The 18,963-nt window shown below is 69.1% G+C and carries 16 protein-coding genes; 8 read left to right on the top strand and 8 right to left on the bottom strand.

What is annotated here, in order from left to right; all coding sequences use genetic code 11:
* Positions 1-25: 25 nt before the first annotated feature.
* Positions 26-1,069 carry a gentisate 1,2-dioxygenase gene (gtdA, locus tag BDI24065_RS28875; protein WP_175034117.1) on the bottom strand — a complete coding sequence of 348 codons (1,044 nt, stop codon included), beginning with the start codon at positions 1,067-1,069 and terminating at the stop codon, positions 26-28.
* A gap of 164 nt (positions 1,070-1,233) precedes the next feature.
* Between gtdA and BDI24065_RS28870 the strand changes: the two genes are divergently transcribed.
* Positions 1,234-2,178 carry a LysR substrate-binding domain-containing protein gene (locus BDI24065_RS28870; RefSeq protein WP_175034116.1) on the top strand — a complete coding sequence of 315 codons (945 nt, stop codon included), beginning with the start codon at positions 1,234-1,236 and terminating at the stop codon, positions 2,176-2,178.
* 58 nt (positions 2,179-2,236) lie between these two features.
* On the opposite strand, the gene BDI24065_RS28865 is transcribed toward BDI24065_RS28870, so the two are convergent.
* From BDI24065_RS28865 to BDI24065_RS28850, 4 genes are all read right to left on the bottom strand, one after another.
* Positions 2,237-3,505, bottom strand: coding sequence for an NAD(P)/FAD-dependent oxidoreductase (locus BDI24065_RS28865; protein WP_175034115.1), 1,269 nt, complete (start codon positions 3,503-3,505; stop codon positions 2,237-2,239).
* A complete protein-coding gene (locus tag BDI24065_RS28860) occupies positions 3,502-3,735 on the bottom strand; it encodes a 2Fe-2S iron-sulfur cluster-binding protein (protein ID WP_175034114.1) in 234 nt (77 codons plus the stop codon). The genes BDI24065_RS28865 and BDI24065_RS28860 overlap by 4 nt, the downstream gene beginning before the upstream one ends.
* A 127-nt stretch (positions 3,736-3,862) precedes the next feature.
* Positions 3,863-4,990, bottom strand: coding sequence for an NAD(P)/FAD-dependent oxidoreductase (locus tag BDI24065_RS28855; protein ID WP_175034113.1), 1,128 nt, complete (start codon positions 4,988-4,990; stop codon positions 3,863-3,865).
* The gene (locus tag BDI24065_RS28850) at positions 4,987-5,919 is read right to left on the bottom strand and encodes a 4-hydroxyproline epimerase (RefSeq protein ID WP_175034166.1); all 933 of its coding nucleotides are present in this window, start codon (positions 5,917-5,919) and stop codon (positions 4,987-4,989) included. Before BDI24065_RS28850 ends, BDI24065_RS28855 begins: the two co-directional genes overlap by 4 nt.
* 251 nt (positions 5,920-6,170) lie before the next feature.
* Here BDI24065_RS28850 and BDI24065_RS28845 point away from each other — a divergent pair, with 251 nt between their 5' ends.
* The 5 genes from BDI24065_RS28845 to ilvD all read left to right on the top strand — a co-directional run bounded on the left by BDI24065_RS28845 (position 6,171) and on the right by ilvD (position 13,771).
* The gene (locus tag BDI24065_RS28845; RefSeq protein ID WP_006484863.1) at positions 6,171-7,091 is read left to right on the top strand and encodes a dihydrodipicolinate synthase family protein; all 921 of its coding nucleotides are present in this window, start codon (positions 6,171-6,173) and stop codon (positions 7,089-7,091) included.
* A 232-nt stretch (positions 7,092-7,323) separates the two neighbouring features.
* Entirely contained in the window at positions 7,324-8,949 is a 1,626-nt protein-coding gene (locus BDI24065_RS28840; protein WP_175034112.1) for an APC family permease, read from the top strand.
* Between the two features lie 75 nt (positions 8,950-9,024).
* Positions 9,025-10,617: an aldehyde dehydrogenase (NADP(+)) gene (locus BDI24065_RS28835; RefSeq protein ID WP_175034111.1), complete on the top strand. Its 1,593-nt coding sequence runs from the start codon at positions 9,025-9,027 to the stop codon at positions 10,615-10,617.
* The gene (locus tag BDI24065_RS28830) at positions 10,610-11,632 is read left to right on the top strand and encodes an Ldh family oxidoreductase (protein ID WP_175034110.1); all 1,023 of its coding nucleotides are present in this window, start codon (positions 10,610-10,612) and stop codon (positions 11,630-11,632) included. The genes BDI24065_RS28835 and BDI24065_RS28830 overlap by 8 nt, the downstream gene beginning before the upstream one ends.
* 279 nt (positions 11,633-11,911) lie before the next feature.
* Entirely contained in the window at positions 11,912-13,771 is a 1,860-nt protein-coding gene (gene ilvD / locus BDI24065_RS28825; protein ID WP_175034109.1) for a dihydroxy-acid dehydratase, read from the top strand.
* A gap of 141 nt (positions 13,772-13,912) precedes the next feature.
* On the opposite strand, the gene BDI24065_RS28820 is transcribed toward ilvD, so the two are convergent.
* Positions 13,913-14,707 carry an SH3 domain-containing protein gene (locus BDI24065_RS28820; protein ID WP_175034108.1) on the bottom strand — a complete coding sequence of 265 codons (795 nt, stop codon included), beginning with the start codon at positions 14,705-14,707 and terminating at the stop codon, positions 13,913-13,915.
* Between the two features lie 33 nt (positions 14,708-14,740).
* Positions 14,741-15,175, bottom strand: a complete 435-nt coding sequence (locus tag BDI24065_RS28815) for a hypothetical protein (protein WP_175034107.1) — start codon at positions 15,173-15,175, stop codon at positions 14,741-14,743.
* Positions 15,176-15,473: 298 nt separating this feature from the next.
* Here BDI24065_RS28815 and BDI24065_RS28810 point away from each other — a divergent pair, with 298 nt between their 5' ends.
* Positions 15,474-17,009 (top strand): sigma-70 family RNA polymerase sigma factor, encoded by a 1,536-nt coding sequence (locus tag BDI24065_RS28810; protein ID WP_175034106.1) that lies wholly within the window; start codon positions 15,474-15,476, stop codon positions 17,007-17,009.
* 181 nt (positions 17,010-17,190) lie between these two features.
* Complete coding sequence (locus tag BDI24065_RS28805) at positions 17,191-18,093, top strand: helix-hairpin-helix domain-containing protein (protein WP_175034105.1); 903 nt, start codon at positions 17,191-17,193, stop codon at positions 18,091-18,093.
* A gap of 1 nt (position 18,094) precedes the next feature.
* On the opposite strand, the gene BDI24065_RS28800 is transcribed toward BDI24065_RS28805, so the two are convergent.
* Entirely contained in the window at positions 18,095-18,892 is a 798-nt protein-coding gene (locus BDI24065_RS28800) for a hypothetical protein (RefSeq protein ID WP_175034104.1), read from the bottom strand.
* Between the last annotated feature and the right edge of the window lie 71 nt (positions 18,893-18,963).

The raw sequence follows: 18,963 nt of genomic DNA, 5'->3' as shown, positions 1-18,963 counted from the left end.
AACGAATCGTTGAAAGCAGCCGGCGTCAGTCGCGCGCTTCACGCAGCAGGTTCAGCGCGGACAGCACGGGCCGGTCGGAATAGCTGAACAGCACGCTGTCGGACGACGCGGACAGCCGCACGGGCGCCCACGACGGCGCGACGAAAATGTCGTGCGGCTCGAATTCGAAGGCGTTACCGCCGATGTGCGCGGTGCCGCTGCCTTCGACGACGCAGTAGATCGTCGCGTCGGTGCTGCGATACGTGCGGCCGTCGAAACCGGCGGGCAGGAACTGCATGAAGGTGGCGATCGTCGGCATCGGCCAGCCGCCCGTCGCGGGGTTCACGTAGCGCAGCTTCACGCCGTCCCACGCATCGAGCTCGCCGTTCCGGTACAGCGCGTCGAGCGCCTCGCGGGTGCGTGCATACGGGTAGCTGAACACCGGCGACGACGGATCGCTCGCGCGGTGCCGCACCGGCACCATGTTGTGACCGAAGCGCGCGAAGCTGTCGCCTTCCGGGCGATTCACGGGCTGCACGGCTTCCGGGTAGTTCTCCGCGAAACCCGCGTCGAGGTTCGCGAGCAGCGGGATGTCGAGCCCGTCGAGCCACACGACCGGCTCGCCGCCCTCTTCCTCCGACGGGTTGCCGTGGTCATGCCATGCCCACGACGGCGTGATGATGAAATCGCCCGGATGCATCGTCGTGCGCTCGCCGTTCACGGCCGTCCACGCGCCGCACCCTTCGACGATGAAGCGCAGCGCCGACTGCGTATGCCGGTGGCTCGGCGCGATCTCGCCCGGCAGGATCAGTTGCAGGCCCGCGTACAGGGTCGGCGTCATGCTCGACTTGCCGGGCAGCCCCGGGTTCTCCAGCACCAGCACGCGACGCACGGCTTCTTCCGCGCTGATCACGCTGCCGGCCTGCATCACGAGGTCGCGCACCTGTGCGTACTTCCAGATCGCGGCCTGCGCGGCCGGCTGCGGGGTTTTCGGCACGAGGTTGTGCAGCGATTCCCACAGCGGCGCCAGGCGTTGCTCGGCGATCCGGGCGTAGTAGGCGGCGCGCGACGCGTCCGGCTGGGTCGTCATGATGTCTCCTTGGAGTCGGCCGATCGGCGTCGGCGCTATGTCGGGGCGGGGACCGTGCTGCAGTCCGTCAGGTGATTTATATTCGACCCAGACATACCCGGTAAAATGGCGAAATCATCTAATCCATATGATTCTGGATATACCTTCTCGCGACGAGGCATGTGATGGACTGGACCCACCGGCTGCGATTGCGGCATCTGCAGGTACTGTTGAGCCTTGCCGGCACCGGCAATCTGAGCCAGTCGGCGGTCGCGCTCGCGACTACGCAGCCCGCGCTGTCGAAATGGCTGAAGGAACTGGAGGAGGATGTCGGGCTGCCGCTATTCGAGCGGCATGCGCGCGGCCTGCGGCCGACACCCTACGGCGAAGCGCTGATCGAGCATGCGCGCCGCGTCGAAGCGCAGCTCGACGTCGCGCGCGACGACATGGCCGCATTGCGGGAAGGCGGCAGCGGCCTCGTGACGATCGGCACGTCGGGCGTGGCGGCGGCCGACACGGTGCCGCTCGCGGTGTCGCAGTTGCTGAAACGGATGCCGCGCGCACAGGTTCGGATGACCGAGAGCACGATGAACCAGTTGATGCCGCAGCTCGCGCGCAGCGAACTGGATATCGTCGTGGGCCGCTCGGGATCGACATCCGTCGATCCGCTGCTCCACGCCGAAGCGCTGTATGTCGATCCGGTCGTGTTCGTCGCGCGGCCCGGCCATGCGCTCGCCGGCGCGGCGTCGGTCGGCTGGGACGACGTGCTCGCCTATTCGTGGATCGTATGGCCGGCGGGCACGCCCGTGCACAACGCACTGGAGACCGCGCTGACGGCCGCCGGCCGCGTGCGGCCGCCGCACTGCGTCGAATCGAATTCGTCGATCCTCAACCTCACGCTGCTGAACAACACCGACCTGCTCGGCGTCGCGTCGCATCGTGCCGCGCAGCGCTTCGCGCAATTGAACGCGATCCGGATCCTGCCGATGCAGCTCGAAGGCCAGGGCGCGGTGTCGATGTACTGGCACCCCGACAGCGCAAATCGCGCGGCCGTGGCCGCGACGATCGAATGCCTGCGTGCCTGTGCGGCGCCGCAGGTCGGCGGATGGGAGAAAGTGAAGGCGGATTGAATGTGGCTCGGCCCGGCGTCAACCGGGCCGAGCCACCACGACGCCGCGATGCATCACATCACGCGCCGTCGCAGGATGCCGTGCCGTCCAGCATCAATGTGCCGACCCGCGCGGGCACGAGCGGCGTACGCGGCGCCGGCGGCGTCCAGCCGAACAGTGCCTGCGCGGCCGCGCCACACACGCGGCCCTGGCATGCACCCATCCCGCAGCGTGACTGCAGTTTCGCGGCCGTCCAGCCCGGCGCTTGCTCGACTGCATCGAAACGCACATCTTCGCAGCGACACAGCAGCGTATCGGGCCGCGCAAGCCGGCGGATCGGTTCGCGGATCGCGAAGCGCTCGCGTACGGCATCGGCAAACGCCTGCCAGTGCGCACGCTGCGTAACCAGCGCAGCCAACGGCGCCGTCTGCCCGGTCGCCGCCAAACCGGCGATTTCGCCTTCGACCATCGCCAGCTCGCTGCCGCCGACACCCGTACACTCGCCAGCCGCGAAAACGCCGTCGCGGCTCGTGCGCTGGTGTGCGTCGACCGCCACCGCGCCGTTGTCGATCCGGCAGCCGAGATGGCTCGGCAGCACCGTATTCGGCACGAGGCCGAAACCGCACGCGAGCCGGTCGCAATCGACGTCGAATTCGCGATCGCCCTGACGAATCCGCACGCGTTCGAGCCGCTTGTCGCCGAACGCTTCGACGACATGCGCATCGGGCCGATAAACGGCCGTGACGAGCTTTGCGGCCTGTGCGAGCTTCGACGGCCAGCGCCACAGCCCCGCACCGAAACCGGCCACGTCGCCCCATGCGGCCTGTTCGAGCACGTGCGACACGCGCGCGCCGGCCTGGCGGGCCGTCGCCGCGCTCGCCAGCAGCAGCGGCCCGCTGCCCGCGATCACCGTGCGCTGCCCGTGTACGTCGAGGCCGTACTTGATCAGTGCCTGCAAACCGCCCGCGCCGGTGACGCCCGGCAGCGTCCAGCCCGGAAACGGCAGCAGCAGCTCACGTGCGCCGCAGCAAAGAATCAGCGTGCGGTAGTCGAGCAGCAACCCGCGTTCGTCGTCTTCGAGCAGCAGCGTGCCCGGCTGCGTTTCGGCGACGATGCGCGTCGCCGCGAGATGCGTGACGTTCGGCTGCCGCAACACGGCGAGCCGCTCGGCGGCGGCCGGCACCGGTGTGGCCGCTGCGCCCTGTCGCCAGATCTGCCCGCCCGCGCGCGGGTTGTCGTCGACGATCGCCACCGTTGCACCGCTTCGCACGGCAGCCCGCGCGGCCGACAGGCCGGCCGGGCCCGCGCCGACGATCGCGACGTCCACGCTCAGTCGTTCCTGTTTCATCGCGTGCGCTCCACCTGCATCCCGTCGCGGCACAGCGTCTGGCAAGCCAGCCGGCGGCGGCCGTCGATCGTCATCCTGCACTCCTGGCAGATGCCCATCCCGCAAAACGGCGCACGCGCCGCGCCCGTGCACGACACCCGCGTCGTGTCGTCGCCGCTCGTCGCGACGGCGGCCGCGACGGTCGCGCCGTCTGCCACCGTCAGCGCGCGGCCGTCCAGATGAATGATCATGTCAGTCTCCGCCGAGCCGCCCCAACGGGGCTGACCGCCCCCGCGGGGGGTGCCGTGCATGGGACCGGCGTAAGCGCTGAAGCGCCAACTCCGGTCGACAGCGAACGAAGTGAGCGTGGGGGGCGTTTCATGTCAGCGCTCCGGCTACAAGGGACGCGCTCAGGAAGCGTCCCGGCAAATACGGTTCGATATCGATGGACGGCCGCTCGCCAGCCATCAGCGCAGCGACGAGCCGCGCGCTGCCGGGTGCGGTCGTCACGCCGAGCCCTTCGTGCCCGACCGCGAGCCACACGCCCGGCCGCGCCGGATGCTCGCCGAGCAGCGGCAGCCCGTCGGGGCTCGCGGAACGAAAACCCGTCCATGCGCGGATGCCGTTCAGGTCGGCCAGGTCGGGCAGATAGCCGACTGCGCGGCGCAGCATGCGCGCCAGCACGGGCGGCTCGACTTGCGCGTCCTCGGTGTCGAACTGGCGCGACGAGCCGATCAGCAACTGGCCGGTCGGCCGCGGCTGCACGTTGAACGCGACCGACGTGCCGTCGCTCGCATGTGCGCTCGCCGCATAGCCCAGCTCGACGAGCTGGTGCGACACCTGGCCCGGATAGCGGTCGGTAATCAGCAGATGGCCCTTTTTCGGGCGCAGCGGCAGCTCGGGCAGCAGCGTGCGCGCGGCAACGCCGTTCGCAACGACCACCCGCTCCGCGCGCAGCGTGTCGCCGCTCGCGAGCGTCACGCTCGGGCCATCAACCGCGACGGCCCGGTCGCGCCGCAACGTGATGCGCGGCGCGCGCTGCAGCAGCCAGTTCGCGGTAACGGGCGCATAGAGGATCGCATCGCCGGGAATCTTCAGCGCGCCGCCCAGGCCCGTGCGCAGCATCGGCTCCAGTTGCGCGAGCGTCGCCGCGTCGATCAGCTCGCCCGCCACGCCGTGCGCGGCCAGCGTCGCCTGCTTCGCGCGCGCCAGATCCATTTCGTGCGCATCGGCGGCGAGCCACAGCGTGCCGCAGTTGCGGTACGCGCACCCTTCGGGCATCTCGCCGCTCAGCGCGCGCCACAGTTCGATCGAGTAATGGCTGAGCGCGAGTTCGGCCGCGTTGTCGTCCATCGCGACGAGGTGCCCCATGCCCGCGCCGGTTGCCCCGCCGCTCGCGTCGTCGACGACGAGCACGCGCAGCCCGCGCTGCGCGAGTTCGTGCGCGCACGCGGCGCCGACGATGCCGGCGCCGATCACGACGACGTCGGTCTTCGTTTCGCTCACGGCGCAATGCCCCAGCCGAACGGATCGTCTTCCTCGATCAGCAGCGTCGCTTCCGCGCTCAGGTGCGCGCTGCCGCGAATCGTCGGCACGATGCCGCCGTCGGCCGCTTCGTAGCTCGCCTGGAACACGCTGCCGATCACGCTCGCCTGCCGCCACACCGCGCCCGGCGCGAGCTTGCCGTCGGCCGCGAGGCACGCGAGCTTCGCGCTCGTGCCGGTGCCGCACGGCGAACGGTCATATGCGAGGCCCGGACACAGCACGAAGCTGCGGCTGTCGTGTTCGGGATCGTCGGCGAACAGCTCGATATGGTCGATCTCGCCGCCGTTCGCGCCGGTGATGCCCGCGCGTTCGAGCCCTTCGCGCACGGCCGACGCATACGCGGTGAGCGCCGCGACGTTGTCGCCGGCGACGCGCTGCCCGTGGTCGCTGATCAGGAAGAACCAGTTGCCGCCCCACGCGATGTCGCCCTTTACGGGGCCGTAACCCGGCACGTCGAGCTCGACGCCCTTCGCATGGCGATACGCGAGTACGTTGCGCACGCTGACCGACAGGTCGTCGTGCAGCGTTGCCTCGACGGTGCCGACCGGCGTTTCGATCCGGTGCACGCCGGGCGCGATGCGTCCCATATGGTGCAGCGTGCGTACGACGCCGATCGTGCCGTGCCCGCACATCCCGAGATAGCCGCTATTGTTGAAGAAGATCACGCCGGCCGCCGCATCGGGCGACACGGGCTCGCACAGCAGCGCGCCGACCAGCACGTCGCTGCCGCGCGGCTCGAGAATGCAGGCGGTGCGGTAACGGTCGTGCTCGCGCGCGAGCACGTCGCGGCGCTCGGCCATCGTGCCGCTGCCGAGCGCGGGGAAGCCGGACACGACGAGCCGAGTGGGTTCGCCGCCCGTGTGCGAATCGATGATCTGGATGCGCTTCATCATGAGCCGTCCGAAGTGGGGAAAGGAGCACAGCTTCCTCCGTCGCGCGTCCGCCCGCTTGTGGCTTTTCGATGAGGACGACGACGAAATCGGCATAGTGCGGAGCGTCCTTCCCGCGCCGTCCGGCCGCTGTGCCGATTTCGTCATTTTGCTCCGCGATACGACTCAAGCGTGATGGGCATTTGCGCGGCGATACTGGTTGCCACACCGACACCTGTCGGCCGACCGATACAAACACGTAGGAGATTGAAGTGAGCCGAAACGCCATTCAGTGGACCGGGGTTTTCCCGGCCGTCAGCACCCAGTTCAAGCCGGACTTTTCCCTCGACATCGATGCCACGCACCGCGTGGTGAAGAACCTGGTGAACGACGGCGTGTCGGGCCTCGTGGTCTGCGGCACGGTCGGCGAAAACACGTCGCTGTCGACGAGCGAGAAGCTCCAGGTGATCGAGGCCGCACGCGACGCGGCCGGCGGCAAGATTCCGGTGATCGCCGGCATCGCCGAGTTCACGACCGAATTCGCGCGCAACACGGTGCGTGAAGCACAGCGCGTCGGCGTCGACGGCGTGATGGTGATGCCCGCGCTGGTCTACTCGGCGAAGCCGCACGAAACCGCCGCGCACTTCCGCGCGGTCGCAACCAGTACCGACCTGCCGGTGATGGTCTACAACAACCCGCCGATCTACAAGAACGACGTGACGCCCGACGTGCTGATCGCGCTGCAGGATTGCGAGAACATCGTCTGCTTCAAGGATTCGTCGGGCGATACGCGCCGCTTCATCGACCTGCGCAATGCGGTCGGCGATCGTTTCGTGCTGTTCGCGGGCCTCGACGACGTCGTGGTCGAGAGCATCGCGGTCGGTGCCGAAGGCTGGGTGTCGGGCATGTCGAACGCGTTCCCGAAGGAAGGCGAGACGCTGTTCCGCCTCGCGAAGCAGAAGCGCTTCGACGAAGCGCTCGCGCTGTATCGCTGGTTCATGCCGCTGCTGCACCTCGATGCACGCCCCGATCTCGTGCAGTGCATCAAGCTGTGCGAAGAGCTGGTCGGCCGCGGCAGCGCGATCACGCGTCCGCCGCGCCTCGCGCTGCAGGGCGACACGCTCGCGGAAGTGAAGGCCATCGTCGCGAAGGCGCTCGAAACGCGCCCGGCACTGCCCGACGTCGGTCTCTGATCGACTCCCCCCGCGGCGGTGCGCGGGCTTTTCGCCTGCACGCCGCCGTCTCCGGTCCGGCATGGCCTGAGGGTCCGTTCGCACCGGCGCCAGCCCGCGCCGCGCGTGAACGCCCCGCAGCCCGCCCCGGTCGTTCGAACCGGGCGATGCCGGCCGGCAGGCAAGCGCCGCTGCTCCGTCGGAGCGCGGCGCACCTCAAGCCGGTGCCGATATTCCCTCAGGAGACAAGCCCATGCCAGGCCAAGGCAACGCTCACCCGTCTGTCCCGCTTTCCCGTTCCGCGCACCCCGACGCGGGTCACGGCAAGTTCAAGAAACAGCTGTCGCTGACCGATCTCACGTTCATCGGTCTCGGCGCCATTTTCGGTTCGGGGTGGCTGTTCGCCGCGAGTCACGTGTCGACGATCGCCGGCCCGGCCGGCATCTTCTCGTGGCTGCTCGGCGGCTTCGCGGTGCTGCTGCTCGGCATCGTCTACTGCGAACTCGGCGCCGCGCTGCCGCGCGCGGGCGGCGTGGTCCGCTACCCGGTGTTCTCGCACGGCCCGCTGCTCGGCTACCTGATGGGCTTCATCACGCTGATCGCCTTTTCGAGCCTGATCGCGATCGAAGTCGTCGCCGCGCGCCAGTATGCGGCTGCGTGGTTTCCGGGCCTGACCGTCGAAGGATCGAGCGACCCGACCACGCTCGGCTGGCTCGTGCAGGCCGCGCTGCTGTGCTTCTTCTTTTACCTGAACTATTCGAGCGTGAAGACGTTCGCGAAGGCGAACAACATCATCAGCATCTTCAAGTTCATCGTGCCGCTGGCGGTGATCGCGGTGCTGTTCACGTTCTTCAAGCCCGCGAACCTGACGATCCAGGGCTTCGCGCCGTTCGGCATGCCGGGCATCGAGATGGCCGTGTCCGCGGGTGGCATCATCTTCGCGTACCTCGGACTCACGCCGATCGTGTCGGTCGCGAGCGAAGTGCGCAATCCGCAGCGCACGATTCCGATCGCGCTGATCCTGTCGATCCTGCTGTCGACGCTGATCTACGTGCTGCTGCAGCTCGCGTTCATCGGCAGCATCCCCACCGACATGCTCGCCGCCGGCTGGCATGACGTGAGCAAGGCGTTCTCGCTGCCGTACCGCGACATCGCGCTGGCGCTCGGCGTCGGCTGGCTCGCGGTGATGGTCGTCGCCGACGCGATGATCTCGCCGAGCGGCTGCGGCAACATCTACATGAACGCGACGCCGCGTGTGGTCTACGGCTGGGCGAAGACGGGCACGTTCTTCAAGGTGTTCACGCGCGTCGACGAAGCGTCGGGCATCCCGCGCGCGGGCCTGTGGCTCACGTTCGGCCTCGCGATCTTCTGGACGCTGCCGTTCCCGTCGTGGGAAGCGCTGATCAACATCGTGTCGGCCGCGCTGGTGCTGAGCTATGCGGTCGCGCCGGTATCGGTCGCCGCACTCCGCCGCACCGCACCCGACCTGCCGCGGCCGTTCCGCGCAAGCGCGTTCGGCATCACCGGCCCCGCGTCGTTCGTGATCGCCGCGCTGATCGTCTACTGGTCGGGCTGGAGCACCGTGTCCTGGCTACTCGGCCTGCAGATCGTGATGTTCGTCATCTATCTCGCGTGCCGCCGCTGGGTGCCGACCGCGCACCTGAGCCTCGCCGAGCAGGTGCGTTCGTCCGCGTGGCTGATCGCGTTCTATGCCGCGATGATCGTGCTGTCGTATCTCGGCGGCTTCGGCGGCACGGGCCAGCTTGCGCATCCGTACGACACGGTCGTCGTCGCAGCCGTCGCGCTCGTCATCTACTACTGGGGCGCCAACACCGGCGTGCGCGCCGACAAGCTGCAACTCGACGACGACGAGGACTGACGCATCCCCGCTCTTTCCCATGATCCCTTCGGCCGGGCGCCCCACGCCCGGCCCCTGCTTTTTCCGAGGAAAACCATGCAACTCACAGGTCAGCTCCTGATCGGCCAGTCCGCCGTCGCCGGACAGAACGGCACCCTCCACGCGATCGCCGCCGCCACCGGCGAACGGCTCGAACCCGCCTTCGGCGGCGCGAGCCTGCACGACCTGGAGCAAGCCTGCGCGCTCGCCGACGATGCGTTCGACACCTATCGCGAAACGTCGCTCGAGGCCCGCGCCGCGTTTCTCGACGCGATCGGCCGCCACATCATGGCGCTCGGCGACGACCTGATCGAGCGCTGCGTCATCGAAACGGGCCTGCCGCGCGCCCGCATCGAAGGCGAGCGCGGCCGCACGGTCGGCCAGCTCGCGCTGTTCGCGTCGCTCGTGCGCGACGGCGGTTTTCTCGACGCTCGGATCGATCCGGCGCGCCCCGAGCGCAAGCCGCTGCCGCGCGTCGACCTGCGCCTGCGCAACGTCGCGGTCGGGCCCGTCGCCGTGTTCGGCGCGTCGAACTTCCCGCTCGCGTTCTCGGTCGCCGGCGGCGATACCGCATCGGCGCTCGCGGCCGGCTGCCCGGTGATCGTCAAGGCGCATTCGGCGCACCCGGGCACGTCGGAACTCGTCGGCCGCGCAATCCAGCAAGCCGCGCGCGAATGCGGGATGCCGGCCGGCGTGTTCTCGCTGCTGTTCGACGCGTCGCGCGAAATCGGCCAGGCGCTCGTCGCCGATCCGCGCATCAAGGCCGTCGGCTTCACCGGCTCGCGCCGCGGCGGCGTCGCGCTGATGCACATCGCGGCCGCGCGCCCCGAGCCGATTCCCGTCTATGCGGAAATGAGCTCGATCAATCCCGTGCTGCTGTTTCCCGCCGCGCTCGACGCGCGCCACGATGCGATCGCGCCGCAGTTCGTCGCGTCGCTCACGCTCGGCGCCGGCCAGTTCTGCACGAACCCGGGCCTCGTGCTCGCGGTCGGCGGGCCCGCGCTGCGCGCGTTCGAGGAAACGGCCGCCGCCGCGGTACGTGCAGCGCCCGCGCAAACGATGCTGACGCCGCACATCCACGCCAGCTACGAACAAGGTGTCGCTGCGTTGCGCGATCACGCTGCCGTCGAACTGCTCGCACAAGGCGCGGAAGGCAATCGCCTGCAGGCCCGCGCAGCGCTGTTCGCAACCTCGGCAGACGCTTTCATCGCGCATCCCGAGCTGCGCGACGAAGTGTTCGGCCCCGCTTCGCTGATCGTGCGTTGCCCGGACGCCGACACGCTGCATCGCGTGCTGAAGTCGCTCGAAGGCCAGCTGACGATCGCCGCGCACCTCGCCGACGGCGATGCGTCACTGTTCGCCGCGCTGCGCCCGCTGCTCGAGCGCAAGGCCGGCCGCATTCTCGTCAACGGCTTCGGCACCGGTGTCGAGGTCGGCCATGCGATGGTGCACGGCGGCCCGTTCCCGGCCACCTCCGACACGCGCACGACGTCCGTCGGTGCGCGCGCGATCGAGCGCTTCCTGCGCCCCGTGTCGTATCAGGACCTGCCGGATGCGCTGCTGCCGGAAGCGATCCGCAACGGCAATCCGCTGAACGTGCCGCAACGCTTCGATGGCGTGCCGGCGACGCGGGAGGCGAACCATGTCTGAGCCCATCGTCGAGGTCGTCCTGTCGCTCGATGAAGTCCACGCGCTCGCGCTGCGCGTGCTGACGCACAACGGGATGTCCGACGCGCATGCACGGGCCATCGCCAGCGTGATCACGCAGGGCCAGCGCGACGAATGCCATTCGCATGGCGTGTACCGGCTGCTCGTCTGCGTGCGTTCGCTGAAGAAGGGCAAGGTCGATCCGCAAGCCGTGCCGACGCTGCGCCGACTGTCGTCGTCGATCGTCTCGGTCGACGCACATCGCGGCTTTTCGCTGCTGAGCTTCGAGACGGGCCTGCCGGTGCTCGTCGAGATGGCGAAGCAGCACGGCATCGCCGCGATGACGATCAACCACTGCTACCACTTCTCCGCGCTGTGGCCCGAGGTCGAGGCAATCGCGGCCGAGGGGTTGGTCGGCATCGCGATGAATCCGAGCCATAGCTGGGTCGCGCCGGAAGGCGGCCGTGAGCCGGTGTTCGGCACGAACCCGATCGCGTTCGCGTGGCCGCGCCCGGGCGGCGTGCCGTTCGTGTTCGATTTCGCGACGAGCGCGATCGCGCGCGGCGACATCGAGCTGCATGCGAAGCAAGGCAAGGCGATCCCGCCGGAATGGGCAATCGACGCCGACGGCCGGCCGACCACCGACCCGAAAGCCGCGCTGCAGGGCGCAATGCGCACGTTCGGCGGCCACAAGGGTTCGGCGCTGGCGGCGATGGTCGAACTGCTCGGCGGCGCGCTGATCGGCGACATGACAAGCCGCGAGTCGATGGACTTCGACGAAGGCGTCGGCGCGACGCCGTGCCATGGCGAACTCGTGATCGCGTTCGACCCGAAGGTGTTCCTCGGCGACGATCTCGACACGGGGCTCGCCCGCGGCGAGCGGATGTTCGAATCGATCGTCGCGCAGGGTGCGCGACTGCCGTCGCAACGGCGCTTCGACGCCCGCGCGCGCAGCGTCGCGAACGGTGTACGGATCCCGAAGCCGCTGTACGACGAGATCCTGGCGCTGCTCGACTGACGCCGGCACCGGTGGGCCGCGCACATTCGTCATCGACGGAACGGCGCGGCTCCCTTTCGTACCGGCCCGGCGGGCAACCCGGCGTTGCCCCCGCCTTCCACGCCGGACACGCCATGCGCCCCCGTCGCCAGCGCCATGGGCGCCACGCCCGCGGCGGCTGTGGGATAATCGCCCGGTTTGCCCAGGGCGCAGCTCAAGAGGTTGTTCGCACGGGCGCGAGAGAGGCCTTTATTCCGTGTGCCTCCACCCTTTTCCCGCGATATTTCTTCAGCAACGACAATGCCCACTTACCGTTCCAAAACCTCCACCGCCGGCCGCAACATGGCAGGTGCGCGCTCGCTCTGGCGCGCCACCGGCATGAAAGACGACGATTTCTCGAAGCCGATCATCGCGGTCGTCAACTCGTTCACGCAGTTCGTGCCGGGTCACGTGCACCTGAAGGATCTCGGCCAGCTCGTCGCGCGCGAGATCGAGGCTGCCGGCGGCGTCGCGAAGGAATTCAACACGATCGCGGTCGACGACGGCATCGCGATGGGCCACGACGGCATGCTGTATTCGCTGCCGAGCCGCGACATCATCGCCGACTCGGTCGAATACATGGTGAACGCGCACTGCGCGGACGCGATGGTGTGCATCTCGAACTGCGACAAGATCACGCCGGGGATGCTGATGGCCGCGATGCGCCTCAACATCCCGGTGATCTTCGTGTCGGGCGGCCCGATGGAAGCGGGCAAGACGCGCCTCGCGAACCCGGTCACCAAGGCCATCGAAGTGAAGAAGCTCGACCTCGTCGACGCGATGGTGATCGCCGTCGACCCGTCGTATTCCGACGCCGAAGTCGCCGAAGTCGAGCGCTCGGCCTGCCCGACCTGCGGTTCGTGCTCGGGCATGTTCACCGCGAACTCGATGAACTGCCTGACCGAAGCGCTCGGCCTGTCGCTGCCCGGCAACGGCACGGTAGTGGCCACGCACGCCGATCGCGAGCAGCTGTTCAAGCGCGCCGGCCGTCGCATCGTCGAACTCACCCGCCAGCACTACGAGCAGGACGACGAACGCGTGCTGCCGCGCTCGGTGGGCTTCAAGGCGTTCGAGAACGCAATGACGCTCGACATCGCGATGGGTGGTTCGACCAACACGATCCTGCACCTGCTGGCGATCGCGCAGGAAGCCGGCATCGACTTCACGATGAAGGACATCGACCGCCTGTCGCGCGTCGTGCCGCAGCTGTGCAAGGTCGCGCCCAACACGAACAAGTACCACATCGAAGACGTGCACCGCGCAGGCGGCATCATGGCGATCCTCGGCGAGCTCGACCGCGCCGGCAAGCTGCACACCGACGTGCCGACCGTGCACACGCCGTCGCTGAAGGATGCGCTCGACCAGTGGGATATCGTCCGCACGCAGGACGACGCGGTCCGCACGTTCTATCAGGCCGGCCCGGCCGGCATCCCGACGCAGGTCGCGTTCAGCCAGAACACGCGCTGGCCGAGCCTCGACCTCGATCGCGCCGAAGGCTGCATCCGCTCGTACGAGCACGCGTTCTCGAAGGAAGGCGGGCTCGCCGTGCTGACGGGCAACATCGCGGTCGACGGCTGCGTGGTGAAGACGGCCGGCGTCGACGAAAGCATCCTCGTGTTCGAAGGCACGGCGCACGTGACCGAATCGCAGGATGAGGCAATCGAAAACATCCTGAACGACAAGGTCAAGGCCGGCGACGTGGTGATCGTGCGCTACGAAGGCCCGAAGGGCGGCCCGGGCATGCAGGAAATGCTCTACCCGACCAGCTACATCAAGTCGAAGGGCCTCGGCAAGGCATGCGCGCTGCTGACGGACGGCCGTTTCTCGGGCGGCACGTCGGGTCTGTCGATCGGCCACTGCTCGCCGGAAGCGGCAGCGGGCGGCGCGATCGGCCTCGTGCGCGACGGCGACAAGATCCGCATCGATATCCCGAACCGCACGATCGACGTGCTGGTGTCGGACGAGGAACTGGCGCGCCGCCGCGAAGAGCAGAACGCGAAGGGCTGGAAGCCGGTGCAACCGCGTCCGCGCAAGGTGTCCGCTGCGCTGAAGGCCTACGCGAAACTGGTCATGTCCGCCGACAAGGGTGCCGTGCGCGACCTGTCGCTGCTCGACGACTGACAGGGGCAGTAGCACCATCAGCTGCTTGTAACACGTAGCCGGTCGGGCCGCGGGCCGTGCGACTGCCCGCTTGCCCGATCCAGAAGCCGCTCTCCGGAGCGGCTTTTCTTCGTCCTGCTTCGGCAGAAACCGCCGGCATCGTCAGTGACGGAATTCTTCCGGGCCGCCGCCTCCTCCGCCGCCACCGCCACCACCACCGTGGCTTCCGCCGCCGTTCCCGCCGCCTTGCGGCCGCGCGCCGCCGTAACCACCGCCCCCACCGCCCGGATGCATCGGTACCGGCATCGAGCGGCCCTCACCGCCCGGCGCGGGCGGCGGACGCATGACGGCGGCCGGTGGCGGACGCATGACGGCCGGCGGCGGCGCAGCCGGTGGTGGCGTGCGGATCGCGCCGTTCCAGCCACCGCGTGCAGCGGACGGCCGCGTGTCATGCACGGGTGGCGGACCGCCCGGTGTGACCTGCACCGCCCCGCCCGGTTGCGGGCGTCCCTGTCCCGGCGGCATGCCGCCGGGGCCGAGCCGCGGTTCCGCGCGGTGCTCCCACCGGTCGCGGTCATGGAACCACGGCCGGTGACGGTAATAGCGATCCCAGTACGCGCCGATCGCGAACCCGGTAATCGGCACGCCGATGATTGCGCCATATTCAAGCAGCGGCGCGTAACCGCCCTGGTACGGATAGTCGATCAGTTGCGCGTCGATCCAGCCGCGCACGCCCGGCAGCGCGACGTCGCACCACGTGTAGTCGCTCAGGCAGCCGAACACGTCCAGCGCGGTGCCCGGCGGAATCTGCGCGACGACCGGATAATCCGGCGCCGGCCCGGCGAACAGTTCGGCCGGCGCGTTCGTGTAGCCGGTGCTCTGCGCCTGTGCGATGCCCGGTGCGGCCGCGAGGCCGAACAGGACGACGCACAGACTTCGGACAATCGTGTTCCTCATGATGCTCTCCCGCGCGGTGCCGCCGCGCGCCGGTCAATGCCGATGCCCGCCCCAGCCGCCACCCCAGTGGCTGCCGCCCCACGGACGATGCCAGTACCCGCCGCGCCCACGCCAGCCGCCGCCCCAGCCGCCCCAGAAGCCGACCGAGATCGCCGGCGCCCCCCAGCCGTACCAGCCCGGGTAATACGCGGGGGCATAGTATGGATAGGGATAGGGATACGGCGGCGGATAGGCCGGCGCGACGTAGACGGGAGCCGGTTCGGCCGCAGGCGGCGTGACGGCCGCCGAGGTGGCCGGCGCAGCGGGGCCCGGTGTAGCCGGCGTGACGGGTATCTCGCGCTGCGTCAGCGTGGCCGGCGCCGGCGCGTAGTACGGAGCATAACCATACGGACTCGAGTAATAGCAGCCGCCGAGGCTCAGTGTCGTCAATGCGAATACCGCACACCTCGCGGCAGGAATCGGGGTCATGTCTTGCTCCGGCAGAATCCGCGCGTCACCGCCAGGCGCGCGCCTGACTCTAGCTTACGTCCCCTGCAGATTTCCGCTGCGTATGATCGGTTACTTTTTGTTTCCTGCACCGGACGGGCGCGCGGGCATGCCGTGTGCTGGCATGTCTGCCGCGCTTGCGTTGAAGTTCGCGCAAATGCCCTCAACTTGAACGATGTCAGGCTGGCCGGCGCGGACAGGGGTTCGCGAGCAACCGGCGGCCCGAAACCGGCGGACTTCGGCCCGCCCAGACAGGAACGCGGCTCACGCCGCCATCGACATGACTACGCCACGCCCCACTCCCCGGGCGGACACGCCGCTCGATCCGATCATCCAGTTGCTGGCGCTCGCCAGTGAACAGGGTTATCTGACCCACGCCGACCTCGTCGACGCGCTGCCGCCCGAAAGCGACAGCCCCGATGCGCTCGACGTCGTGCGCGCCGCGCTCGCCGACATCGGCATCGCCGTGCTCGACGAGCCGGCCGCGCCTGCGCCGTTCGCCGGTTCGGCGCCTGTCGACGTCGATCGCGATGCGCTCGACGAAGGCCGTGCGATGCTCGGCGACCTCGCACGCGGCACGAGCGCGTCAACCGATCCGCTCGCGCTCTACCTGCGGCGCATGCAGGCGGTGCCGCTGCTTTCGCGCGAAGGCGAGATCGTGCTCGCCCGCGAGATCGAGACGGGCCGCCACCAGATCCTGCACGCGCTCGCCGGCTGTCCGGCGGCGGTCGACGCACTGCTTGCGCGTCATCGCGCAACGGCGACGACCGGCGCGGCCGGTTCGTCCGATGACGACGCCGGCGACATGCCCGCGCCGGCCAGCTATGACGCGCTGCAGGCAGCCGTCGCGGCCTTGCGCGACGCGCTGCACGCGCATGGTGTCCGTTCGGACGAATACCGTGACGCGCGCAACCGCCTGGCCGCTTTGCTCGGCTCGATCGCATGGGTCGCGCCGGCCGTCGACGACGCGAGCGGCGTCGTGCGCGCGCTCGCGTCTGCGCCTCATGGCACCGCGGATGGCGAAGCCGCGTGCTTCGACGCGGTCGCGCGGCGGGCACTCGCGGCCGCGCTCACCGACGGCCAGCAGAAAGTGCGCGATGCCACGCGCGCGATGCTCGAGGCGAACCTGCGGCTCGTGCTGTCGATCGCGCGCAAATACATGAACCGCGGCGTCGACCTGCCCGATCTCGTGCAGGACGGCAGCCTCGGCCTGATGCGCGCGATCGAGAAATTCGAATACCGGCGCGGGTTCAAGCTCTCGACCTATGCGACCTGGTGGATTCGCCAGGCGATCGCACGCGCGGTCGCGGATCGCTCACGCACGATCCGCGTGCCGGTGCACGTCGGCGACCAGTACCAGCGCGTGCAGCGGCATGCGCTGCGCTTTCGTCAGCGCACGGGCCGCCGCGCGACGCCGGCCGAACTCGCGGCCGAAACCGGCCTCGACGAGGTCAAGCTGCGCGCGGTGCTCGCGCTGCCCGCCGAGCCGATGTCGCTCGACACGCCGCTGCCCGATGCCGATACCGGCCTGGTGGAGCTGATCGAGGACCAGGCGTCGGCCAGCCCGTTCGAGCAACTGGCCGACACGCGCATGCGCGAGTGCGTGAGGTCGCTGCTCCGGTCGGTCACGCCGGCCGAGGCCGACGTGCTGCGCCGGCGATTCGGCCTCGGCGGCACCGAGCCCGATACCTACGACGCGATCGCGCAGGACGCGGGCATGTCGCGCGAACGCGTGCGGCAGATCGAGAAGCGGGCGCTCGCCGCGTTGCGCACGGCCGCCGAGGCCGAGAACGCGCAGTCGTTCCTCGACGCGTGATCGCGTCACGCGACGCACGGTCGTGCCACGCTCCGGCACGACCGTGCGCTTCGCACCTGTGCTACGTTTGCCATTGACGTGCGTCAAGTTTTCTTCATCGCGTGTCGCGACAATGATGAAAAGCCGACCGGCGCATCGTTCGCCGTGTCCATTCCGTTTGTGCTTCCCCGGGTCCCTCGCCATGCAGACGAGCGCCAGCCAAACGTACGAGGAAAACCGGCATATCGCGGCCTGCCTGCGCGAGGCGGCGCAGCGGCTGGCTGACCAGGGCGCGAATCCGTACCGGGTCGCCGCGTATCGCGCGTCGGCCGAGACGGTCGATGCGCTCGACCTCGACATCCGCTCGCTGTTCGAGTCCGGCGGCGTCGCTGCGCTCGGGACGCTGCCCGAGATCGGCACGGGCGTCGCCCAGGCGATTGCCGAGTTGCTGGTGACGGGGCGCTGGCGCCAGCTCGACCGGCTGTGCGGCGACGCCGAACGCACCTCCGCGTTCGAAGCGGTGCCGGGCATCGGCCACGCGCTCGCGCTGCGCATTCACGACCTGCTGCACATCGATACGCTCGAGGAGCTCGAACGCGCGGTCCGCAACGGCCAGCTCGAAACGATCTCGGGCGTCGGCCCGCGGCGCGCGGCCGGCATCCTCACCGCGCTCGACGACGTGCTGAGCCGCCGCCGGCGCTGGCAGGGCCACGTGCAGGACGCCGGCCCCGGCACGGAGCCCCCCGTCGAACTGCTGCTCTACATCGACCGCCTGTACCGCAACAAGGCCGCCGCCGGCGTGTTGCCGACGCCTGGCGTTGTGCAACGCGCAACCATGCATCGGCGGCCGAACGCGGACGGCTACATGCCGCTGCCCGTGATGCACATGACCAAGGGCGGCTGGCATTTCACCGCGCTGTGCCTGCATGCCGCGATGCGCACGCCGGAGGCGTCCCGCCCGACGGACTGGGTCTCGCTCTATTTCTACGACGCCCTGCAACGCGAGCACCAGCGCACCGTCTTCACCGAAACGTACGGCTCGCTCGTCGGCAAGCGCATCGTGCGCGGGCGCGAGCAGGAATGCCGCGTGTATTACGCGGGATGACTCAGTCGTCGCCGACCTCGTCGACGTCGAACGCGACATCGAGCACCGACGCGATCTCGCGAAATGCGAGGGGGAGCATGCGTGAGCGGCGGCCGGCACGGTCCACCCCGATATCGAACCAGGTCGAATACGCGTTGTAATCGGTAGCGCGCTCCCGCTTCGGCACGTCGAACCAGAACGTCACCATGTAGTCGCCGTTCCAGCGAACCGGCATCACATGCGTGAACCGCAGTCTCGTGATTGCGCCGTGGCGGAACCGGAAGCTGTCGTCACCGACGCGGAACCCCGACCACGCGCCGTCGTTCGACACGAACACGGTCAGCGTTTCGTCCGGCGGCACGGCCGACAGGCCCTCTGCCGGGGCGAGGTCGGCCGTCGACACCATTGCCGCGGCCGAACCGTCGCGCCCCGTCTCGACATCCACGTACGCTTCGATCGCCCGCTTCGCCTTGTCGTAGAAACGGCGCGTGACCTCGGGCCGTGCTGCGTCGGCAATCAGGACCAGTTGCTTGAATCGTGCCTGCTCGCCGTATCGAAGCAGCACATCGGGTTCGTCGCCGGGTTCGTCAGCCGGTTCGTCCTCCAGACTATCGGTCGCTACGGGCGATGCGGTCGCCTCAGGCGGCTCAATGGCGCCACGCCGCCGTTTCACCCATGCAGTTCCCCACGTCAGCAGCGCGGTCTGCGTCGCCAGCACGGCGGCCAGTGCCGCGCACCCGGCGAGAAACCCGTAATGCGGCCCGACCTTCGATGCCGCATACGCGGCAGGAAGCACATACAGCACAAGTAAAAACCACACGCGGCAACCCCGTTGTTCTTGTTGGTGATGTCCGTTACGGAATGGTGCGGCGCGCCACGCTGCCGCCGGAC

This window comes from Burkholderia lata (assembly GCF_902499025.1).
GTDB lineage: Bacteria > Pseudomonadota > Gammaproteobacteria > Burkholderiales > Burkholderiaceae > Burkholderia > Burkholderia lata_C.
The sequence above is the reverse complement of the archived record's forward strand: the minus strand, read 5'-3'. Positions and strand labels throughout refer to the sequence as shown.